This window comes from Mycobacterium sp. (assembly GCF_032162105.1).
In the GTDB taxonomy this organism is placed as follows: Bacteria; Actinomycetota; Actinomycetes; order Mycobacteriales; family Mycobacteriaceae; genus Mycobacterium.
This window is the reverse complement of the sequence record NZ_JAVRPS010000481.1, coordinates 1-19673: the sequence shown is the minus strand read 5'-3', so window position 1 is coordinate 19673 and position 19673 is coordinate 1. Positions and strand designations below refer to the sequence as shown.

The window sequence follows — 19673 nt, the reverse complement described above, 5'->3', positions numbered from 1 at the left end:
CTGTCGACGGTGGAGAAGGTCGCCGGCTACGTCCGCAAGGGGTCGCTGTGGCCCGCAACGTTCGGCCTGGCGTGTTGCGCCATCGAGATGATGGCCACTGCAGGACCGCGATTCGACATCGCCCGGTTCGGCATGGAGCGGTTCTCGGCGACGCCCCGACAGGCCGATCTGATGATCGTCGCGGGGCGGGTCAGCCAGAAGATGGCACCCGTGCTGCGACAGGTGTACGACCAGATGGCCGAACCGAAATGGGTTCTCGCGATGGGGGTCTGCGCGTCCTCGGGCGGCATGTTCAACAACTACGCCGTCGTCCAGGGCGTCGACCACGTGGTCCCGGTGGACATCTACCTGCCCGGCTGCCCGCCGCGGCCGGAGATGCTGCTGAACGCGATCCTCAAGTTGCACGAAAAGATCGCCGAGATGCCACTCGGGGTCAACCGTGCCGATGCCATCGCCGCCGCCGAGGAGGCGGCGCTCGCGTCGCGGCCCACCATCGAATTCACGGGACTACTGCGGTCATGACCGAGGCGAACGGCGCCCACGACCGGGAGCCATCCGCTCGGCGGGCAGGAGCGGAGCGACCCGGGGATCAATCGGAGGTGATCGGCGTGCGGCGGGGCAGTTTCGGCGTCACGGGCAGCGGCGACACGTCCGGGTACGGCAGGTTGATCCGCGAAGTCGTGCTGCCGGGCAGCACGCCGCGGCCCTACGGCGGGTACTTCGACGAGGTGGTCGACACGCTGGTCACCGCACTCGGCGAGGACGCCTTTACCGCCGCCGTCGAACGGGTGGTGGTGTTCCGCGACGAGCTCACCCTCGAGGTGCGCCGCGAGCACCTGATCGCCGTTGCGCAGGCGCTGCGCGATGACGCAGGCTTGAGATTCGAACTGTGCCTTGGTGTCTCGGGGGTGCATTACCCCAGCGACACCGACCGCGAACTGCATGCGGTCTACCCGCTGATGTCGATCACGCACAACCGCCGGATCCGCGTCGAGGTCGCCGCACCCGATGTGGATCCCCATGTGCCCTCGCTGTATTCGGTGTATCCCACGACCGACTGGCACGAGCGGGAGACCTACGACTTCTTCGGCATCGTTTTCGACGGCCATCCGTCGCTGACCCGCATCGAGATGCCCGACGACTGGGTCGGTCATCCGCAACGCAAGGACTACCCGTTGGGCGGCATTCCGGTGGAGTACCACGGGGCACAGATCCCTCCGCCCGACGAGCGGAGGTCGTACAACTGATGAGCAACCCGAACAACTCCGAGACCATCGTCACGGTGGGCGGCGAGGACTGGGAAGACGTGGTGAAGGCCGCCAGGGACGGCGCGGTGGCCGGCGAGCGGATCGTCGTCAACATGGGGCCACAGCACCCGTCGACACACGGTGTGCTGCGGCTGATCCTCGAGCTCGAGGGCGAGACCATCACCGAGATCCGTTGCGGAATCGGCTACCTGCACACCGGAATCGAGAAGAACCTCGAGTACCGCAACTGGACTCAGGGTGTGACGTTCGTGACCCGGATGGACTACTTGTCGCCGTTCTTCAACGAGACGGCGTATTGCCTCGGTGTCGAGAAGCTACTCGACGTGACCGACGACATCCCCGAGCGGGCCAGCGTCATCCGAGTGCTGCTGATGGAGCTCAACCGGATCTCCAGCCACCTCGTGGCGCTGGCGACCGGTGGCATGGAACTGGGCGCCATGTCGGCCATGTTCTTTGGCTTCCTCGGACGTGAACAGGTGCTGGCGGTGTTCGAGACCATCACTGGCCTGCGCATGAACCATGCCTACATCCGGCCTGGCGGGTTGGCCGCCGACCTGCCCGACGAGGCGATGCCGCAACTCGAAGAGCTGCTGCGGACCATGCCCGACAAGCTCGCCGACCTGGAGAACCTGCTCAACGAGAACTACATCTGGAAAGCCCGCACCGTCGGCGTCGGCTACCTGGATCTCACGGGCTGCATGGCGCTCGGCATCACCGGCCCGATCCTTCGCTCCACCGGACTGCCGCACGACCTGCGCCGCGCGCAGCCCTACTGTGGCTACGAGAACTACGAGTTCGACGTCATCACCACCGACGAGTGCGATGCCTACGGCCGCTACATGATCCGGGTGCGGGAGATGCGGGAGTCGCTCAAGATCGTCGCCCAGTGCGTGGACAGGTTGAAGCCGGGCCCGGTGATGATCACCGACAAGAAGCTGGCCTGGCCCGCCGACCTCAAACTCGGACCCGACGGTCTTGGCAACTCTCAGGAATACATCGCCAAGATCATGGGCGGCTCGATGGAGGCGCTGATCCATCACTTCAAACTGGTCACCGAGGGCATCCGGGTGCCCGCCGGCCAGGTCTACGTCGCCGTCGAGTCGCCACGGGGCGAACTCGGGGTGCACATGGTCTCCGACGGCGGCACTCGACCGTACCGAGTGCACTACCGGGACCCGTCGTTCACCAATCTTCAAGCCGTGGCGGCGATGTGCGAGGGCGGCATGGTCGCCGACGCGATCTCGGCGGTGGCGTCGATCGACCCGGTAATGGGAGGTGTCGACAGGTGACGGCGATCGAACTTCGTCTTGGACCCCGGCCCGACGAACCGGGACCGCCGATCACCCGCGGGCCGCAGTCCTATCCGGACGACGTGACGACCCGGCTGGCCGCCGACGCCGCCGCGATCATCGGCCGCTACCCCAGCTCCCGATCCGCCCTGCTGCCCATGCTGCATCTGGTGCAGGCCGAGGACGGCTACCTCACCCCGGCCGGGATCGCCTTCTGTGCAGGGCAACTCGACCTGTCCCCGGCCGAGGTCACCGCGGTCGCCACGTTCTACTCGATGTACCGGCGCACCCCAACGGGCGATTACCTGGTCGGCGTGTGTACGAACACGTTGTGCGCGGTCATGGGCGGCGACGCGATCCTCGAGGTGCTCGAGGAACACCTCGGCGTGCATGCCGGGCAGACCACCGAAGATGGCAAGGTCACCCTGGACCACGTCGAATGCAACGCCGCGTGCGACTACGCGCCCGTGGTGATGGTCAACTGGGAGTTCTTCGACAACCAGACACCCTCGTCGGCACGGGAGCTCGTCGACCAGTTGCGCGACGGCTGGCCGGTATCGCCCTCCCGCGGCGCACCACTGTGCACGTTCCGCGAGACCGCCCGCATCCTGGCCGGCTTCCCCGATCGGCGGCCCGGCGCCAACGACGGCGCCCCCGGCGAGGCGACGCTGGCCGGACTGCGGGTCGCCCACGAGCGCGGCATGACGGCGCCGCCGGTGGCCAATGCAGGCGCGGTGGCCGACGGGCCCGACGACGAGCGGATCGCGAAGGAGTCGGCCCGCGACGAACCGGCGCCTGCGCCGTCCGCGGACGTGCCGCCGAAGAATGGGGATCGGCCGTGACACTCACCCCCGTGCTCAGCGCCTACTGGGACGATCCCGAATCCTGGACGTTGCAGACCTACCGGGACCACGACGGCTACCAAGCGCTGTCCACGGCGCTGGCGATGGACCCCGACGCGGTCATCGCCCTGGTCAAGGACTCCGGCCTGCGCGGCCGCGGCGGCGCGGGCTTCCCGACCGGTCAGAAGTGGTCGTTCATCCCGCAGGGCTCGGACGGCGCCGGTGCCAAGCCGCACTATCTGGTGATCAACGCCGACGAGTCGGAACCCGGTACCTGCAAGGACATTCCGCTCATGATGGCCACGCCGCACGTGCTGGTCGAGGGCGCGATCATCGCGGCGTACGCGATCCGCGCCCGGCATGCGTTCATCTACGTGCGCGGCGAGGTGGTACCGGTGCTGCGCCGGTTGCAGAACGCCGTCGACGAGGCATATGCGGCCGGATATCTGGGCACCGACATCGGCGGCACGGGCTTCGACCTCGACCTGGTGGTGCACGCCGGCGCGGGTGCCTACATCTGCGGCGAGGAGACCGCGCTACTGGACTCGCTGGAGGGCAGGCGCGGCCAGCCACGGCTGCGGCCCCCGTTCCCCGCCGTTGCAGGCCTGTACGCCTGCCCGACTGTGGTCAACAACGTGGAGTCGATCGCGAGCGTGCCCGCCGTGATCCGCGGCGGCGTCGACTGGTTCAAGTCCATGGGGTCGGAGAAGTCGCCAGGGTTCACGCTGTACTCGCTGTCGGGCCACGTCACCCGGCCCGGCCAGTACGAGGCGCCGTTGGGTATCACGCTGCGCGAACTCCTCGACTACGCCGGCGGGGTGCGGGCCGGGCACGAGCTGAAGTTCTGGACGCCCGGCGGCTCGTCCACACCACTGCTGACGGCCGAACACCTCGATGTGCCATTGGATTACGAGAACATGGCCAAGGTCGGCTCGATGCTGGGTACCAAGGCGCTGCAGATCTTCGACGAGACCACCTGCGTGGTGCGGGCAGTGCGCCGCTGGACCGAGTTCTACGCCCACGAATCGTGCGGCAAGTGCACGCCGTGCCGCGAGGGCACCTACTGGCTGGCCCAGATCTATGAACGGCTGGAGACGGGCCGCGGCACCGGGGCCGACCTGGACAAGCTGCTCGACATCGCCGACGCGATCAACGGCAAGTCGTTCTGCGCGCTCGGTGACGGCGCCGCCAGTCCGATCCTGTCGTCGGTCAAGTACTTCCGCGACGAGTACGTCGCGCACCTCGACGGCGGGTGCCCGTTCGACCCCCACGCATCGATGCTCGCCGTCCCGGAGGGGGTGGGGGCATGACCATTCCCGCGGTCGCCGCTCTCCCCGCGAGCAGTCCGAGAAGGGTGACGCGCTCGTGACGATGGCAGAGAAGAAAACCGAACCGACGACCAACGAGCCGGACGTCGAGCTGGTCACGCTGACCATCGACGACCATCAGCTCAGCGTGCCGAAGGGCACCCTGGTGATCCGCGCGGCGGAGCTGATGGGCATCCAGATCCCGCGATTCTGCGACCACCCGCTACTCGATCCCGTCGGCGCCTGCCGTCAGTGCCTGGTCGAGGTGGAGGGCCAGCGCAAACCGATGGCATCGTGCACCATCACCGTCACCCCAGACATGGTCGTTCGCACACAGATGACCTCGGAGGCCGCCGACAAGGCCCAGCACGGCGTCATGGAGCTGCTGCTGATCAACCACCCGCTGGACTGCCCGGTGTGCGACAAGGGCGGCGAATGCCCGCTGCAGAACCAGGCGATGTCGAACGGCCGGGCCGACACCCGGTTCGACGACGTCAAGCGCACGTTCCCCAAGCCGATCAACCTGTCGTCGCAGGTGCTGCTCGACCGGGAACGTTGCGTGCTGTGCGCGCGGTGCACGCGGTTCTCCAATCAGATCGCCGGGGATCCCTTCATCGAACTGCTCGAACGCGGTGCGCTGCAGCAGGTTGGCATCGCCACCGATACCCCGTTCGACTCCTACTTCTCCGGCAATACCGTGCAGATCTGCCCGGTGGGCGCGCTCACCGGAACCGCATACCGGTTCCGGGCCCGCCCGTTCGACCTGGTGTCCTCGCCGAGCGCGTGCGAGCACTGCGCGTCGGGCTGCGCTCAGCGCACCGACCATCGGCGCGGAAAAGTGCTGCGCCGCTTGGCCGGTGACGACCCCGAGGTCAACGAGGAGTGGAACTGCGACAAGGGACGCTGGGCGTTCGCGTACCCCACCCAGGGTGACCGGATCGCCACGCCGCTGGTTCGCGAGGCCGACGGCAGCCAGCGCCCGGCATCGTGGTCGGAGGCCGTGGCGATCGCCGTGCGCGGACTCAGCGCGGCAGGCGGGCGCACCGGAGTGCTGGTCGGCGGGCGGGCGACGCTGGAGGACGCCTACGCCTACGCCAAGTTCGCCCGGATAGTGCTGGGCACCAACGACATCGACTTCCGCAGCCGCGCCCACTCGGACGAGGAAGCCCAGTTCCTGGCCGCCGCGGTGGCAGGCCAGCCGATGTCGGTGACCTACGCCGACCTCGAGGCCGCGCCCGCGGTGTTGCTCGCCGGGTTCGAGCCAGAGGAGGAGTCGCCCATCGTCTTCCTTCGGTTGCGCAAGGCATTCCGCAAGCACCGCCTGAAGGTCACCACGATCGCGCCGTTCGCCACCCGCGGGCTGACGAAGATGGGCGGCACGCTCATCGCCACCGCACCGGGCGGCGAAGCGGCCGCACTCGACGCCCTGCACGACGACGAGTCGTTGCGGCAACCGGGTGCCGTCATCCTGGTCGGCGAACGGCTGGCGACCGCAGCGGGCGGGTATTCCGCCGCGCTCCGGCTAGCCCGTGCGACGGGCGCGCGGATCGGCTGGGTGCCTCGGCGCGCCGGGGACCGCAGTGCGCTGGAAGCCGGTGCGGCGCCGAACCTTCTGCCCGGCGGCAGGCCGATCGACGATCCCGCCGCCCGTGCCGAGGTAGCCGCGGCATGGAACGTCGACGAACTGCCCGCCGCCCCAGGGCGCGATGCTTCTGGCATCGTCGAGGCGGTCACCGACGGGGCGCTGGGCGCCCTGCTGATCGGCGGCGTGGAACTCGACGACCTACCCGACCCCGCGGCGGCACTGGCTGCCGTCGACGCCGCGCCCTTCGTGGTGAGCCTGGAGTTGCGGCGCAGCGCCGTCACCGACCGCGCGGACGTCGTCTTCCCCGTCGCCACCGTCACCGAGAAAGCGGGCACGTTCGTGAATTGGGAAGGCCGCCCGCGGTCGTTCGCCCCCGCTCTGCCACCGAGCGCCACCTCCGATGCACGGGTGCTCGCCGCGCTGGCCGAGGAGGTCGGCGTCGATCTGGGCCTTGGTGACGCCACGGCCGCCCGCGCGGAACTCGACCGGCTCGGCACGTGGCAGGGCCCGCCAGCCGCGGACCCGACCGTATCCGCGCATGCGCCGGCCGTGCCTGCGGCAGGCCATGCCGTTCTGGCCGGTTGGCGAATGCTGTTGGACGCAGGTCGACTTCAGGACGGCGAGCCCTTCCTGGCAGGCACGGCGCGGCCCACGGTCGTTCGGCTGTCCCCGGCCACCGCCGCCGAGATCGGGGTGAGCGACGGCGATCCGGTGACCGTGGCCAGCGGACACGGTGACGTCACGTTGCCGTTGGAGATCACCGACATGCCCGACCGGGTGGTGTGGCTGCCGCTGAACTCGCCAGGGTCGACGGTCGCCGCAACGCTGCGGGTCTCCGTCGGAGCCGTCGTCGACATTCGCGGAGGTGACCGGCAGTGACTTACCCGGATCTGACCTCGTTCGGCCACGACCCGTGGTGGCTGACCATCGCCAAGGCGCTGCTGATCTTCGTCTTCCTGTTGCTCACCGTGTTGGTGGCGATCCTTGCCGAACGCAAAGTGCTCGGCTGGATGCAGTTCCGCCCTGGGCCCAACCGGGTCGGACCGTGGGGGTTGCTGCAGAGCCTGGCCGACGGAGTCAAGTTGGCGCTCAAGGAAGGCCTCATCCCGGCAGGCGTCGAGAAGCCGGTCTACCTGCTGGCGCCGATCATCTCGGTGATCCCCGCCATCATGGCCTTCGCCGTGATTCCGATGGGCGGCATGGTCAGCGTGTTCGGCCACCAGACTCCACTGCAACTGACCGATCTTCCGGTCGCCGTGCTGTACGTGCTGGCGGTCACTTCGATCGGCGTGTACGGAATCGTGTTGGCCGGCTGGGCATCCGGCTCCACCTACCCCCTGCTGGGCGGGCTGAGGTCGACCGCCCAGGTGATCTCCTACGAGATCGCCATGGCGCTGTGCTTCGCCGCGGTGTTCCTCTATTCGGGCACCATGTCGACTTCGGAGATCGTGTCGTCGCAGCGCGACGTCTGGTACGTCTTCCTGCTGCTGCCTTCCTTCTTGATCTACGTCACCTCGATGGTCGGGGAAACCAACAGGGCGCCATTCGATCTCCCTGAGGCCGAGGGCGAACTGGTCGGTGGCTTCCATACTGAATATTCGTCGCTGGGCTTCGCGATCTTCATGCTCGCGGAGTACGTCAACATGACCACGGTGTCGGCACTGGCCACCACGCTGTTCCTCGGCGGTTGGCAGGCGCCGTTGCCGTTCAGCCTCTGGGACGGCTTCAACACCGGATGGTGGCCGCTGGTGTGGTTCATCGCCAAGGTGTGGGGATTCCTGTTCCTCTTCATGTGGCTGCGCGCCACCCTGCCGCGGTTGCGGTACGACCAGTTCATGGCACTGGGCTGGAAGGTCCTGATTCCCATATCGCTTGGCTGGATCATGACCGTCGCGATCGTGCGCACATTTGAGGTCAAGGGTCACGAAGGCTGGGCGGTGCTGCTCAGCACGATCGGCGCCTTCGTGGCCGTGATCCTGCTCGCCTACATGTGGCGGACCCTGCGACGGAGGCGCGCCCCCATCGATGTCGCACCCGCCGCCGATTCGGGCGCCTTCCCGATTCCCCCGATCCCATTGAAGGAGGGGCAAGATGCCTAATTTCATCGACGCCATAGCCGGTTTCGGCGTGACGTTCAAGACGATGTTCAAGAAGCGCGTCACCGAGCAGTATCCCGAGAAACCGGGTGCGGTCGCGCCCCGGTACCACGGTCGTCACCAACTCAACCGGTACGACGACGGCCTGGAGAAGTGCATCGGCTGCGAGCTCTGCGCGTGGGCCTGCCCCGCAGACGCGATCTTCGTCGAGGGCGCTGACAACACCGAGGACCAAAGGTTTTCGCCCGGTGAGCGATACGGCCAGGTCTACCAAATCAATTACCTGCGCTGCATCGGGTGCGGGTTGTGCATCGAGGCCTGCCCCACCCGCGCGCTGACCATGACCAACGACTACGAGATGGCCGACGACAACCGCGCCGACCTGATCTACGGCAAGGACAAACTGCTCGCACCCTTGTTGCAGGACATGCTTGCGCCCCCGCACGCCATGGCCGAGGGCAGCACAGACGAGGACTACTACCGCGGCAACATCACCGCCGACGGTCTTGTCACCCCCAAGGAATCGCTGCGATGACAGCCGATTTCGCGGTGTTGGCGGCCGAGACCGCCTTCCGGACCTCGACGGCGGAGGAGGTGACGTTCTGGGTACTCGCCGTGTTCGCCGTGCTCGGTGCACTCGCCGTGGTGGCCGCACCCAAGGCGGTCTACTCCGCGATCTTCCTGGCGGTCGTGATGATCATCCTCGCGATGCTCTACATCGCGCAGGATGCGTTGTTCCTCGGCATCGTGCAGGTGGTCGTGTACACCGGCGCGGTGATGATGCTGTTCCTGTTCGTCCTGATGCTGATCGGGGTGGACTCGGCGGACTCGCTGGTGGAAACCATTCGGGGACAGCGCATCGCCGCCTGCGTTGCGGGCGCCGCGTTCGGCATCCTGCTGATCGGTGGCATCGGCAACGTGTCGGTGGCCGGCTTCACCGGGCTGACCGAAGCGAACAGCGGCGGCAATGTGCAGGGTCTGGCGGCGCTGATCTTCACGCGCTACCTGTGGGCGTTCGAACTGACCAGCGCGCTGCTGATCACCGCCGCCCTCGGGGCGATGCTGCTAGCCCACCGGGAGCGCTTCGACCGCCGCAAGACCCAGCGGGAACTCGCCATCGAGCGGTTCGCCCCCGGCGGGCACCCGACACCGCGACCCAGCCCCGGCGTTTACGCCAGGCACAACGCGGTCGACATGGCGGCCCGGCTTCCTGACGGCTCCGATGCCAACGACTCGGTGAGCGCGATCCTGCCGCACCGCAGCATGCGCGATGAGTCCCACTCGTCGAACGGCATGGGCAAGAACGGAGCGCGATGAACACCGCGCACGCGAGGAGCAGAATTTGAACCCCGACAACTACCTGTACCTGTCGGCTGCGCTGTTCACCATCGGCGCCGCCGGAGTGCTGTTGCGGCGCAACGCCATCGTGATGTTCATGTGCGTCGAGCTGATGCTCAACGCCGCCAACCTGGCGTTCGTCGCGTTCTCCCGCATGCACGGTCACCTCGACGGCCAGGTGGTGGCGTTCTTCACCATGGTCGTCGCCGCGTGCGAAGTGGTCGTCGGCCTGGCCATCATCATGACCATCTTCCGAGCCAGGCGATCGGCTTCGGTCGACGGCGCGAACCTGCTGAAGCACTAGGAGGATGACGATTCCGGTCTGGCTGCTCATCCTGCTCCCGCTGGCGGGTGCGGCCGTTCTGCTGCTCGGCGGCCGGGCCACCGATGCGTGGGGGCACCTGTTGGGGTGCGCGACGGCGCTGGCGTCCTTCGCCGTCGGGCTGGTGCTTTTCGTCGATCTGCTCAACCGAACGGTGGACGACCGGGCGATACACGAACGGCTGTTCTCCTGGGTCCCGGTGGCGGGCCTCCAGGTCGACTTCGGCCTCCAACTGGACCAGCTGTCGGTGTGCTTCGTGCTGCTGATCACCGGTGTCGGCTCGCTGATCCACCTCTACTCGATCGGCTACATGGCCGAGGACCCGGAGCGCAGGCGCTTTTTCGGCTACCTGAACCTGTTCGTCGCGGCGATGTTGCTGCTGGTGCTGGCCGACAACTATCTCGGTCTCTACGTCGGCTGGGAGGGCGTCGGCCTGGCGTCGTACCTGCTGATCGGCTTCTGGTCGCACAAGCCGTCAGCCGCGACCGCGGCCAAGAAGGCGTTCGTGGTGAACCGGGTCGGTGACATCGGCCTGGCGCTCGCGCTGATGGTGATGTTCACAGAAGTGGGCACCGTCTCCTACGCGGGCGTGTTCGATGCCGCCGACAAGATGTCGACGGGCGCGTTGACGGTGATCGGGCTGCTGCTCCTGCTCGCCGCCTGCGGCAAGTCCGCGCAGGTGCCGCTGCAGTCCTGGCTCGGCGACGCCATGGAGGGCCCCACCCCCGTGTCGGCGCTCATCCACGCCGCCACCATGGTCACGGCGGGTGTCTACCTGATCGTGCGGTCGGGTCCGGTCTACGACCTTGCCCCCGACGCGCGCACCGGAGTCGTGATCGTCGGCGCGGTCACCCTGCTGTTCGGCGCGATCATCGGCTGCGCCAAGGACGACATCAAGAAGGCCCTCGCCGCGTCCACCATGTCGCAGATCGGGTACATGGTGCTGGCCGCCGGACTGGGACCGGCGGGCTACGCCATCGCGATCATGCACCTGCTCACCCACGGGTTCTTCAAGGCCGGCCTGTTCCTCGGCGCTGGTTCGGTGATGCACGGCATGAACGACGAAACCGACATGCGCAGGTACGGCGGGCTGCGCAAGTACATGCCGATCACGTTCGCGACCTTCGGGCTCGGCTACCTCGCCATCATCGGCGTGCCGCCGTTCGCGGGCTTCTTCTCCAAGGACGCCATCATCGAAACCGCCTTCGCCGCAGGCGGTATCCGTGGCCTACTGCTTGGCGGTGCGGCACTGCTCGGCGCGGGCATCACCGCGTTCTACATGACCCGGGTCATGCTGATGACGTTCTTCGGTGAGAAGCGTTGGAAAGCCCGGGCGAGCGAAGCGACGGGGGAAATGATCGAGCCGCATCCGCACGAGTCACCCGGGATCATGACGTGGCCGATGATCGTGCTGGCCGTCGGATCGGTGGGTGCCGGTGGCCTGCTCGCCATCGGCGGCACGCTCGAGCACTGGCTCGAACCGGTCGTGGGAGCACACGAGGCCGAACACTCGGTGCCGGTCTGGGTGATGACGACCATCACGCTGGTGGTGGTCGCGGTTGGTGTCGGCATTGCCTACCGGATGTACGCGACCCGCCCGATACCCGAGACTGCGCCCGACGGATCGGCGCTCACCGTGGCCGCCCGCAACGATCTGTACGGCGACAGGTTCGACGAGGACGTACTGATGCGGCCGGGTCAGCTACTCACCGCGGGGCTGGTCGAGATCGACGACGACGCCGTCGACGGGGCATCGCGGGGTCTGGCCGCGCTGATCAGGGGAACGGCGGAACGGTTGCGGCAGTTGCAGACCGGGTTCGCCCGCTCCTACGCGCTGTCGATGCTCGGGGGTGCCGCGCTGTTGATCGCGGCGGTCCTGGTGGGGAGGGTCTGGTGAACGGCGCGCCGTGGTTGACCGTCCTGTGGGCCGTCCCGATGGCGGGGGCTGCATTGGTGATCCTGCTGCCCGCGGCCGCGCGGCACCTGGCGAAGTACGTCGCACTGGGTATCTCGGTGGTCGTGCTCGCCATCGTGGTGGCACTCGCGGTCGAATTCGACCCCGCAGGACCGCAGTACCAATTCGTCGAGGACCGCGAGTGGATCCCGTCGTTCGGCACCGGCTACACCCTCGGCCTCGACGGCATCGCCCTGGCATTGGTGGTGCTGACCGCCGTGCTGGTGCCGCTGCTGATCGTCGCGGGCTGGAACGACGGCGGGGACCAGGCGCGCTCCACGCACACCTACCTGGCGCTGACGTTGGCCGTCGAAGGCATGGTGCTGATCTCGCTGGTCGCGCTCGACGTCCTGCTCTTCTACGTGTTCTTCGAAGCCATGCTGATCCCGCTGTACTTCCTGATCGGCGGCTTCGGTTCGGAGGGCCGATCCAAGGCGGCGGTGAAGTTCCTGCTGTACAACCTTTTCGGCGGGCTGATCATGCTGGCCGCCGTGATCGGCTTGTACGTCGCGACCGCCAACAGTGCCGCGTTCGATGCTGGCACGTTCGACTTCAGGGCGATCGTCGCCGCCGTGGCGAACGGCCGACTGGGCATCCCGCCCGCGGTGCTCAACGCACTGTTCCTCGGCTTCATGTTCGCCTTCGCGGTCAAGGCGCCGCTGTGGCCGTTCCACCGCTGGCTGCCCGACGCCGCCGTCGAATCGACCCCCGCGACGGCGGTGCTGATGATGGCCGTCGTCGACAAGGTCGGCACCTTCGGCATGCTGCGCTACTGCCTGCAACTGTTCCCCGATGCCTCGATGACGTTCCGGCCGTTGATCATCACGCTCGCCGTGATCGGCATCGTCTACGGCGCGATCGTGGCGATCGGCCAGACCGACGTCATGCGCCTCATCGCGTACACGTCGATCTCGCACTTCGGATTCATCATCCTAGGCATCTTCGTGATGACCAGTCAGGGCCAGTCCGGGTCCACGCTCTACATGGTCAATCACGGCATCTCCACGGCCGCGCTGTTCCTGGTCGCCGGATTCCTGGTGTCCCGCAGGGGAAGTCGGGCCATCGCCGACTTCGGCGGCGTGCAGAAGGTCGCGCCGATCCTGGCGGGCACGTTCCTGGTGGCCGGCCTTGCCACGCTGTCGCTGCCGGGTCTGGCGCCGTTCATCAGCGAGTTCCTGGTCCTGATCGGCACCTTCACCCGCTATCCCGCATTCGCCGTGTTCGCGGCGAGTGCACTGGTGTTATCGGCCATCTACATCCTGTGGGCCTACCAGCGGATGATGACGGGACCGGTCAAGGACGGCAACGAGAAGCTCGGTGATCTGGTACCCCGCGAACTCGTCGTGGTGACCCCGTTGATCGCGATCCTGCTGGTGCTGGGGGTGTACCCGAAGCTCGCCCTCGACGTCATCAATCCCGCCGTGAGCCACACGATGACCACGATCGACCAGCAGGACCCCGCACCCCGGGTGGCGGACAGCGGACGCGAGGAGCAATTCGGAAGAGGACCGAAATGACCGTCACGCCACCGTCGATCGAGTACGGACTGCTGTTGCCGATGCTAATCGTGTTCGGCGTCGCCGTCGTCGGCGTGCTCGTCGAGGCGTTTCTCCCCCGCGGCGCCCGTTACCGGGTGCAGGTGGCGCTGGCCATCGGCGGTCAATTCGCCGCGCTGGTGGCCGTGGTCAAGGCGTGGGTGGATCTGCACTCGGCGGTTGGTCAGACCGCCGTCGTCGGCGCCGTGGCCGTCGACAGGCCTGCGCTGTTCCTGCAGGGCACGCTGCTGCTGGTCGGCCTGCTCGGCACGTTGCTGATGGCCGAACGTCGCCTTCCCGCCGAGGTGGGCGCCGAGGACGGGGCGGGCGGTCTGGACGCGTTCACCTCACAGGCCGCCGCCGTACCGGGCAGCGTCGCGGAGAAGATCGCGACGAAAGCCGGTGTGGCACAGACGGAGATCTTCCCGCTGACTATGTTCGCGCTCGGCGGCATGATGTTGTTTCCCGCCTCAGACGACCTGCTGACGATGTTCATCGCGCTGGAGGTGTTCTCGCTACCGCTGTATCTGATGTGCGGCCTGGCCCGGCGGCGACGGCTGCTCTCCCAAGAGGCCGCGCTGAAGTACTTCCTGCTCGGCGCGTTCGCATCGGCCTTCTTCCTGTACGGCATCGCCCTGCTCTACGGTTACTCCGGCGGGTTGAGCCTGGCCGGAATCCGCGACGAGGTCGCCGCGAGTGGGGACAACTCGTCGCTGGCACTGATCGGCGTTGCGTTGTTGTCGGTCGGCCTGCTGTTCAAAGTCGGTGCGGTGCCCTTCCATTCGTGGATCCCCGACGTCTACCAGGGCGCCCCGACACCCGTCACGGCGTTCATGGCGGCGGCCACCAAGATCGCGGCATTCGGCGCGGTGCTGCGCATCTTCTACGTCGCACTGCCCGGACTCGAGGACGACTGGCGGCCGCTGATGTGGGCGATCGCGATCCTGACCATGGTGGTCGGCACGGTGACGGCGGTGGCGCAGAGCGACGTGAAGCGCATGCTGGCCTACTCCTCGGTGGCGCACACCGGGTTCATCCTGACTGGTGTCATCGCGCTCAACGAAGATGGCGTGTCGGCGACGTTGTTCTACCTGTTCGCCTACGGGTTCAGCACGCTGGGCGCGTTCGCCGTGGTGACCCTGGTGCGCAATGCGGCCGGCGAGGAGGAGACCGACATGACCCGCTGGGCCGGGCTAGGACGCCAGCATCCCCTGGTGGGCGTGGTGTTCTCGCTGTTCCTGCTCGCCTTCGCCGGGATCCCGTTGACCAGTGGCTTCGTCGGCAAGTTCGCGGTGTTCAAGGCCGCCGCCGAAGGGGGTGCCGCGCCCCTGGTGATCGTCGGCGTCATCGCCAGCGCCGTCGCCGCCTACTTCTACGTGCGACTGATCGTGCTGATGTTCTTCACCGAGCCGCCCGACGACCCGCCCACGGTCGTGGTGCCGAGTTCGTTGAGCATCGCCACCGTGACCCTGACCGCCGCCATCACGCTGGCGCTCGGCGCACTGCCGCAACCGCTGCTCGACCTGGTCGACCACGCAGTCCAGTTCGTGCGCTAGCGTGCGTTCGTGACCGACGACGAGCTGGTGACCCGCACCGATCGCGGTGCGGTCCTGGTGCTGACGATGAACCGTCCCGCGTCCCGAAACGCGTTGAACCGCGAACTGATCAGGTCGCTGTATGCGGCGCTCAAGTCCGCCGACGCCGACGATTCGGTGCGCGCCGTCGTGCTCACCGGTGCCGATCCTGCCTTCTGCGCAGGCGTCGACCTCAAGGAGGCGGCCCGCGACGGCATGAAGTACTTCGCCGAGTTCAAGTCGAACAGCTGCATCAGCGCCGTCGCCGAGATGCGCACCCCGACGCTCGGGGCGATCAACGGCGCGACGTTCACCGGCGGGCTCGAGCTGGCGTTGGGCTGTGACTTCCTGATCGCGTCGGAGCGGGCGGTGTTCGCCGACACCCATGCGCGGGTCGGCATCCTGCCAGGCGGCGGGATGACCGCCCGCCTCCCGCGTGTAGTTGGTGCGGCGATGGCGCGGCGCATGTCGATGACCGGTGAGGTGGTCGATGCCGTGCGCGCCGAGCGGATCGGACTGGTCACCGAGGTCGTGGCCCACGACCGCCTACTGGATCGGGCCGTCGAGCTCGCCGGTCAGATCGCCGAAGTGCCCAAGCCAACCATGTTGGGGCTCAAGGACATCTACGTAACCGGGGCAGCAGCCGTCGTCGACCCGGCGCTAGCCGCCGAGGCCGCCATCGCCGGTGCCCAGGAGCACGATCTGGCCGGGCTGGAGCAACGCCGCATCGACGTCATGCGCACCAACAAGTCGCAGATCACCCGCTGACCGAAGCCTGGGCGGCGTCACGTCGCAGGATGAACTCCACCGTGCGCCGGCCACCGAACTCCGGTCGCGGTCCCGTCGCCGCGTAGACCTGCTTGCGGGCCTGCTCGTCGATCGGAGTCTCGGGGTCGAGCACCGCGAGGTACGCGGCATGCGCTGTGAGCGAGGCCACCGCAACCTCGACGTACTCGTCCACCACCTCACCGTGGGTGACGTCCGGGCCGTTCTCGAACAGCCATCGCGGCGGATCGGTGAGCGAGTCATATGCCGCGGCAACGGCATTGGCGAACTCGATGTGGTCTCGCTGGTTCGGCGCACCAGGCCCCCACTCCGCACCGCTGTAAACGGTGATGACCATCTCGGGCGCCAGCGCGGAGATCGTCTCGGCGATCTTGGTGCGCAGCGCGGGGGTGTCGCGGATGCGGCTGTCGGGGAAGTCCCAGAACTGCACGTCGCTGACCCCGACGATGGCGGCGGAGCGTCGTTGTTCGCGTTCGCGCAGCGGTCCGGCTTCCTCGGGAGGCATACCCGCGATGCCCACCTCGCCGCGGGATGCCAAGGCGTAGTGCACGGTCTTGCCCGCCGCAGTCCACTTGGCGACCGCCGCCGCGCACCCGTACTCGGGGTCATCGGGATGCGGCACGAGGACCAGCGCCGTGGTCCAGTCGGTCGGAAACGGCTGCATCTGCGATGCAGAAATCTCGTTCCCGGGCACCACACCGTGGACCACGATCGCGGTGGTCTGGTCGACCCATGTCTCATCGAGTTCCCGGCCGGGCCCCAACAACAGGCGCAGCAGCGTTGCGCCGCCGATGACCTCGATCAGCCTGTCGGGGTCGACGTCGGCGTGCACTTCACCACGGGCCACGGCGTGCGCCACGCGCACCCGCACCATGTCGAACAACCCCGCGAAGCGGCTCATCACCCGAGTGTTGAGGTCGACGTCGGCCGCCATGTCGGCGATCAGCCCCGGCAGCGCCGCCCGCACCAAGGGGCTGGTGAAGACGTCGCGGGTCGCCGCGATCATCGCCCGCACGTCGCCTGCGATGTCGCCCTCGGGTGCCGTCAATGCCGTCGGCGCGATCGGGAACGCTGCCTCGTGGACGAGTTCCGCCTTGCTCGACCATCGGCGGTACAGCGCGGTCTTGGTGGTGCCTGCGCGCTCCGCGACCGCGGCCATCGTGACATTCGCATAACCGATTTCGACGAGCAGATCCGCCGTCGCGCCGAGTATGGCAGCGTCGATACGCGGGTCGCGTGGGCGCCCGGCGCTCGGGGTCTTGTCAACCGCGGGCGGGTCTGCTTTCATAACGCTACGGATCGTAGCGTAATTGCGGAGAAGGGTACACCTGTGGCTACCGAACCGGCTGTCGAAGAGATCAGCCGCCTGCAGCATTCCTCACGAGATGTCACCACGCTCCCCTCGGTGATGTCGCAGTGGCTGTCTACCGTGATGCCCGGAGGGGTGGTCCCGGACGTGACGATCGAAAGCGGCGTCGAGTCCAACGGAATGTCGTCGGAGACCATCATTCTGACCGGTCGTTGGGAGGACGGCGGGCAATCCGTCGAACAGAAGTGGGTGGCCCGGGTGGCGCCCCGCGCCGAGGACGTTCCGGTGTTCCCGACCTACCGGCTCGACCATCAATTCGAGGTGATCAGGCTGGTCGGCGAATTGACCGACGTGCCGGTCCCCCGCGTCAGGTGGATCGACGACGAGGGGGCCGTGCTCGGTACGCCGTTCTTCCTGATGGACCACGTCTCCGGCATCGTCCCGCCCGACGTCATGCCCTACACGTTCGGGGACAACTGGTTCTCCGACGCACCGGCCGAGCGGCAGCGCGAACTGCAGGACGCCACCGTCGAGGTGCTGGCCAAGCTCCACTCGATACCCGACGCCGATCAGACGTTCGGCTTCCTCGCCGAGGTCGACCCCCCAGGTGACACCGCGTTGCGCAGGCACTTCGGCTGGCTGAAGGACTGGTACGAGTTCGCGGTGCCCGACATCGGCCGCTCGGAGCTGGTGGAGGGCGCGCTGGCCTGGCTGGAGGCCAACTTCCCCACCGACGTCGCCGCCTCGCCATCCGTGCTGGCGTGGGGCGACTCGCGCATCGGCAACGTGCTCTACGAGGATTTTCGCCCGGTGGCAGTACTGGACTGGGAGATGGCGACGGTGGGACCGCGCGAACTCGACGTCTCGTGGATCATCTTCGCGCACATGGTCTTCCAGGAACTCGCCGGTCTGGCCGGCCTGCCCGGGCTGCCCGACGTCATGCGCGAGGAGGACGTCCGCGACACCTACGCGCGGCTGACCGGTGCCGAACTGGGCGACCTGCGGTGGTTCTACGTCTACTCCGGGGTGATCTGGTGTTGCGTGTTCATGCGCACCAGTGCCCGGCGGGTGCGCTTCGGTGAGATCGAGAAGCCCGATGACGTCGAATCGCTGTTCTATCACGGGGGTTTGTTGAAGCGACTGATCGGCTCGGAGGGTAGGAGCGAAGCGACTCGGGAAATGAAGGAGGACGCATAGTGCTCGGCCCAATGGATGAGTATCCCGTTCACCAGGTTCCGCAACCGATCGCCTGGCCGGGATCGTCGGACCGCAACTTCTACGACCGGTCCTACTTCAATGCCCACGACCGGACCGGCGACATCTTCCTGATCACCGGCCTCGGGTACTACCCCAACCTCGGGGTGAAGGACGCCTTCTTCCTAGTACGGCGGGGCGACGTCCAGACCGCGGTGCACCTGTCCGACGCGATCGACCACGACCGGCTCAACCAACACGTCCTCGGGTACCGCATCGAGGTCGACGAGCCGCTGCACCGGCTGCGGATCGTGCTCGACGAGACCGAGGGCGTCGCCGCGGATCTCACCTGGAACGGGCTGTTCGACGTCGTCCAGGAACAACCCCACATCCTGCGTGCGGGCAACCGGGTGACGCTCAACGCGCAGCGGTTCGCCCAACTCGGGTCGTGGAGCGGGCACATCGCTATCGACGGCGAGGAGATCACCGTCGACCCGTCGGTATGGATCGGGTCGCGTGACCGGTCCTGGGGCATCCGGCCGATCGGTGAGGCCGAACCCGCTGGGCGGCCTGCCGATCCGCCGTTCGAGGGCATGTGGTGGCTCTACGTGCCGATGGCGTTCGACGACTTTTCGATCGTCATCATCATCCAGGAGGAGCCCAGCGGCTTCCGCTCGCTGAACGACTGCACGCGGATCTGGAAGGACGGCCGGGTCGAGCAACTGGGCTGGCCGCGGATCAAGATCCACTACCGCTCCGGCACCCGGATCCCCACCGGGGCGACCGTCGACGCCGCGACGCAGAATGGTGCACTGCTCCACTTTGACGTCAAATCCAAACTGCCGGTGCCGATCCACGTCGGCGGAGGCTACGGCGGCGACTCCGACTGGATCCACGGCATGTGGAAGGGCGAGGAATTCACCGAGCGCCTGACTTACGACATGACCGACCCGGCGATCGTCGGCAGGGCCGGCTTCGGGGTGATCGACCACGTCGGGCGAGCGGTGTGCACGGAAGGCAACGGGACACCGGTCGAGGGCTGGGGGTTGTTCGAACACGGCGCGCTGGGCAGGCACGACCCGTCCGGCTTCGCCGACTGGCTCACCGTCGCACCGTAGCGATTTCGGTGCGCAAACAGTCGCTCTCACGGGCTGTCTCGAAATGGATTGTCCCTGATTTGGTGGGATTGGATCTGATGCCGGTGTCCGTCGTTGATCAGGCGGGTAGTGGTGTTGCGGCGAGGTGGGTGAGGATCTTGCCGATGTTGTGCACGG

Annotated in this window: 17 protein-coding genes and 1 pseudogene; 16 read left to right on the top strand and 2 right to left on the bottom strand. The window is 67.4% G+C overall.

Going from position 1 to position 19673, the window contains the following annotated elements; translation table 11 throughout:
• The 14 genes from QOC69_RS24965 to QOC69_RS24900 form a co-directional block, all read left to right on the top strand.
• The coding region (locus QOC69_RS24965) for an NADH-quinone oxidoreductase subunit B (RefSeq protein ID WP_526444661.1) at positions 1-522 on the top strand (522 nt) is incomplete at its 5' end.
• On the top strand, positions 519-1247 hold the full coding sequence (locus QOC69_RS24960) for an NADH-quinone oxidoreductase subunit C (RefSeq protein WP_526444659.1): 729 nt from the start codon (positions 519-521) through the stop codon (positions 1245-1247). The genes QOC69_RS24965 and QOC69_RS24960, both read left to right, overlap by 4 nt.
• A complete protein-coding gene (gene nuoD / locus QOC69_RS24955) occupies positions 1247-2557 on the top strand; it encodes an NADH dehydrogenase (quinone) subunit D (RefSeq protein WP_526444657.1) in 1311 nt (436 codons plus the stop codon). Before QOC69_RS24960 ends, nuoD begins: the two co-directional genes overlap by 1 nt.
• The gene (gene nuoE, locus QOC69_RS24950; RefSeq protein ID WP_526444655.1) at positions 2554-3399 is read left to right on the top strand and encodes an NADH-quinone oxidoreductase subunit NuoE; all 846 of its coding nucleotides are present in this window, start codon (positions 2554-2556) and stop codon (positions 3397-3399) included. Before nuoD ends, nuoE begins: the two co-directional genes overlap by 4 nt.
• Positions 3396-4709, top strand: coding sequence for an NADH-quinone oxidoreductase subunit NuoF (nuoF, locus tag QOC69_RS24945; protein WP_526444653.1), 1314 nt, complete (start codon positions 3396-3398; stop codon positions 4707-4709). The genes nuoE and nuoF overlap by 4 nt, the downstream gene beginning before the upstream one ends.
• A 61-nt stretch (positions 4710-4770) precedes the next feature.
• Positions 4771-7170 (top strand): NADH-quinone oxidoreductase subunit G, encoded by a 2400-nt coding sequence (locus tag QOC69_RS24940; protein ID WP_526444651.1) that lies wholly within the window; start codon positions 4771-4773, stop codon positions 7168-7170.
• Positions 7171-7181: 11 nt separating this feature from the next.
• Positions 7182-8390, top strand: a complete 1209-nt coding sequence (nuoH, locus tag QOC69_RS24935; protein WP_526444665.1) for an NADH-quinone oxidoreductase subunit NuoH — start codon at positions 7182-7184, stop codon at positions 8388-8390.
• The gene (gene nuoI, locus QOC69_RS24930; protein ID WP_526444649.1) at positions 8383-8922 is read left to right on the top strand and encodes an NADH-quinone oxidoreductase subunit NuoI; all 540 of its coding nucleotides are present in this window, start codon (positions 8383-8385) and stop codon (positions 8920-8922) included. Before nuoH ends, nuoI begins: the two co-directional genes overlap by 8 nt.
• On the top strand, positions 8919-9704 hold the full coding sequence (locus QOC69_RS24925) for an NADH-quinone oxidoreductase subunit J (RefSeq protein ID WP_526444647.1): 786 nt from the start codon (positions 8919-8921) through the stop codon (positions 9702-9704). The genes nuoI and QOC69_RS24925 overlap by 4 nt, the downstream gene beginning before the upstream one ends.
• 25 nt (positions 9705-9729) lie before the next feature.
• On the top strand, positions 9730-10029 hold the full coding sequence (gene nuoK, locus QOC69_RS24920; RefSeq protein ID WP_526444645.1) for an NADH-quinone oxidoreductase subunit NuoK: 300 nt from the start codon (positions 9730-9732) through the stop codon (positions 10027-10029).
• Positions 10030-10033: 4 nt separating this feature from the next.
• The gene (gene nuoL, locus QOC69_RS24915; protein WP_526444643.1) at positions 10034-11944 is read left to right on the top strand and encodes an NADH-quinone oxidoreductase subunit L; all 1911 of its coding nucleotides are present in this window, start codon (positions 10034-10036) and stop codon (positions 11942-11944) included.
• The gene (locus tag QOC69_RS24910; RefSeq protein ID WP_526444641.1) at positions 11941-13518 is read left to right on the top strand and encodes an NADH-quinone oxidoreductase subunit M; all 1578 of its coding nucleotides are present in this window, start codon (positions 11941-11943) and stop codon (positions 13516-13518) included. Before nuoL ends, QOC69_RS24910 begins: the two co-directional genes overlap by 4 nt.
• Complete coding sequence (gene nuoN, locus QOC69_RS24905; RefSeq protein ID WP_526444639.1) at positions 13515-15092, top strand: NADH-quinone oxidoreductase subunit NuoN; 1578 nt, start codon at positions 13515-13517, stop codon at positions 15090-15092. Before QOC69_RS24910 ends, nuoN begins: the two co-directional genes overlap by 4 nt.
• 9 nt (positions 15093-15101) lie before the next feature.
• Positions 15102-15878 carry an enoyl-CoA hydratase gene (locus QOC69_RS24900; RefSeq protein ID WP_526444637.1) on the top strand — a complete coding sequence of 259 codons (777 nt, stop codon included), beginning with the start codon at positions 15102-15104 and terminating at the stop codon, positions 15876-15878.
• Here the strand turns inward: QOC69_RS24900 and QOC69_RS24895 are convergent.
• The gene (locus QOC69_RS24895) at positions 15868-16560 is read right to left on the bottom strand and encodes a PIG-L deacetylase family protein (protein WP_526444663.1); all 693 of its coding nucleotides are present in this window, start codon (positions 16558-16560) and stop codon (positions 15868-15870) included. The two genes, QOC69_RS24900 and QOC69_RS24895, sit on opposite strands and share 11 nt — an antisense overlap.
• A 30-nt stretch (positions 16561-16590) precedes the next feature.
• Positions 16591-17184 (bottom strand): annotated as a pseudogene (locus QOC69_RS24890) (TetR/AcrR family transcriptional regulator C-terminal ligand-binding domain-containing protein); the annotation flags it as partial.
• Between the two features lie 42 nt (positions 17185-17226).
• Here QOC69_RS24890 and QOC69_RS24885 point away from each other — a divergent pair.
• Both QOC69_RS24885 and QOC69_RS24880 read left to right on the top strand, forming a co-directional pair.
• Positions 17227-18402: a phosphotransferase family protein gene (locus QOC69_RS24885; protein WP_526444635.1), complete on the top strand. Its 1176-nt coding sequence runs from the start codon at positions 17227-17229 to the stop codon at positions 18400-18402.
• An 11-nt stretch (positions 18403-18413) separates the two neighbouring features.
• Entirely contained in the window at positions 18414-19517 is a 1104-nt protein-coding gene (locus QOC69_RS24880) for an Rv3169 family protein (RefSeq protein ID WP_526444633.1), read from the top strand.
• Positions 19518-19673 lie beyond the last annotated feature (156 nt).

Bases quoted from the DNA above. Each gene is read 5' to 3' on its own strand.
- QOC69_RS24895 (WP_526444663.1), bottom strand. From the start codon at position 16,560: ATGCAGCCGTTTCCGACCGACTGGACCACGGCGCTGGTCCTCGTGCCG.
- QOC69_RS24960 (WP_526444659.1), top strand. From the start codon at position 519: ATGACCGAGGCGAACGGCGCCCACGACCGGGAGCCATCCGCTCGGCGG.
- nuoL (WP_526444643.1), top strand. From the start codon at position 10,034: ATGACGATTCCGGTCTGGCTGCTCATCCTGCTCCCGCTGGCGGGTGCG.
- QOC69_RS24880 (WP_526444633.1), top strand. From the start codon at position 18,414: ATGGATGAGTATCCCGTTCACCAGGTTCCGCAACCGATCGCCTGGCCG.
- nuoD (WP_526444657.1), top strand. From the start codon at position 1,247: ATGAGCAACCCGAACAACTCCGAGACCATCGTCACGGTGGGCGGCGAG.
- nuoI (WP_526444649.1), top strand. From the start codon at position 8,383: ATGCCTAATTTCATCGACGCCATAGCCGGTTTCGGCGTGACGTTCAAG.
- QOC69_RS24940 (WP_526444651.1), top strand. From the start codon at position 4,771: ATGGCAGAGAAGAAAACCGAACCGACGACCAACGAGCCGGACGTCGAG.
- QOC69_RS24925 (WP_526444647.1), top strand. From the start codon at position 8,919: ATGACAGCCGATTTCGCGGTGTTGGCGGCCGAGACCGCCTTCCGGACC.
- nuoN (WP_526444639.1), top strand. From the start codon at position 13,515: ATGACCGTCACGCCACCGTCGATCGAGTACGGACTGCTGTTGCCGATG.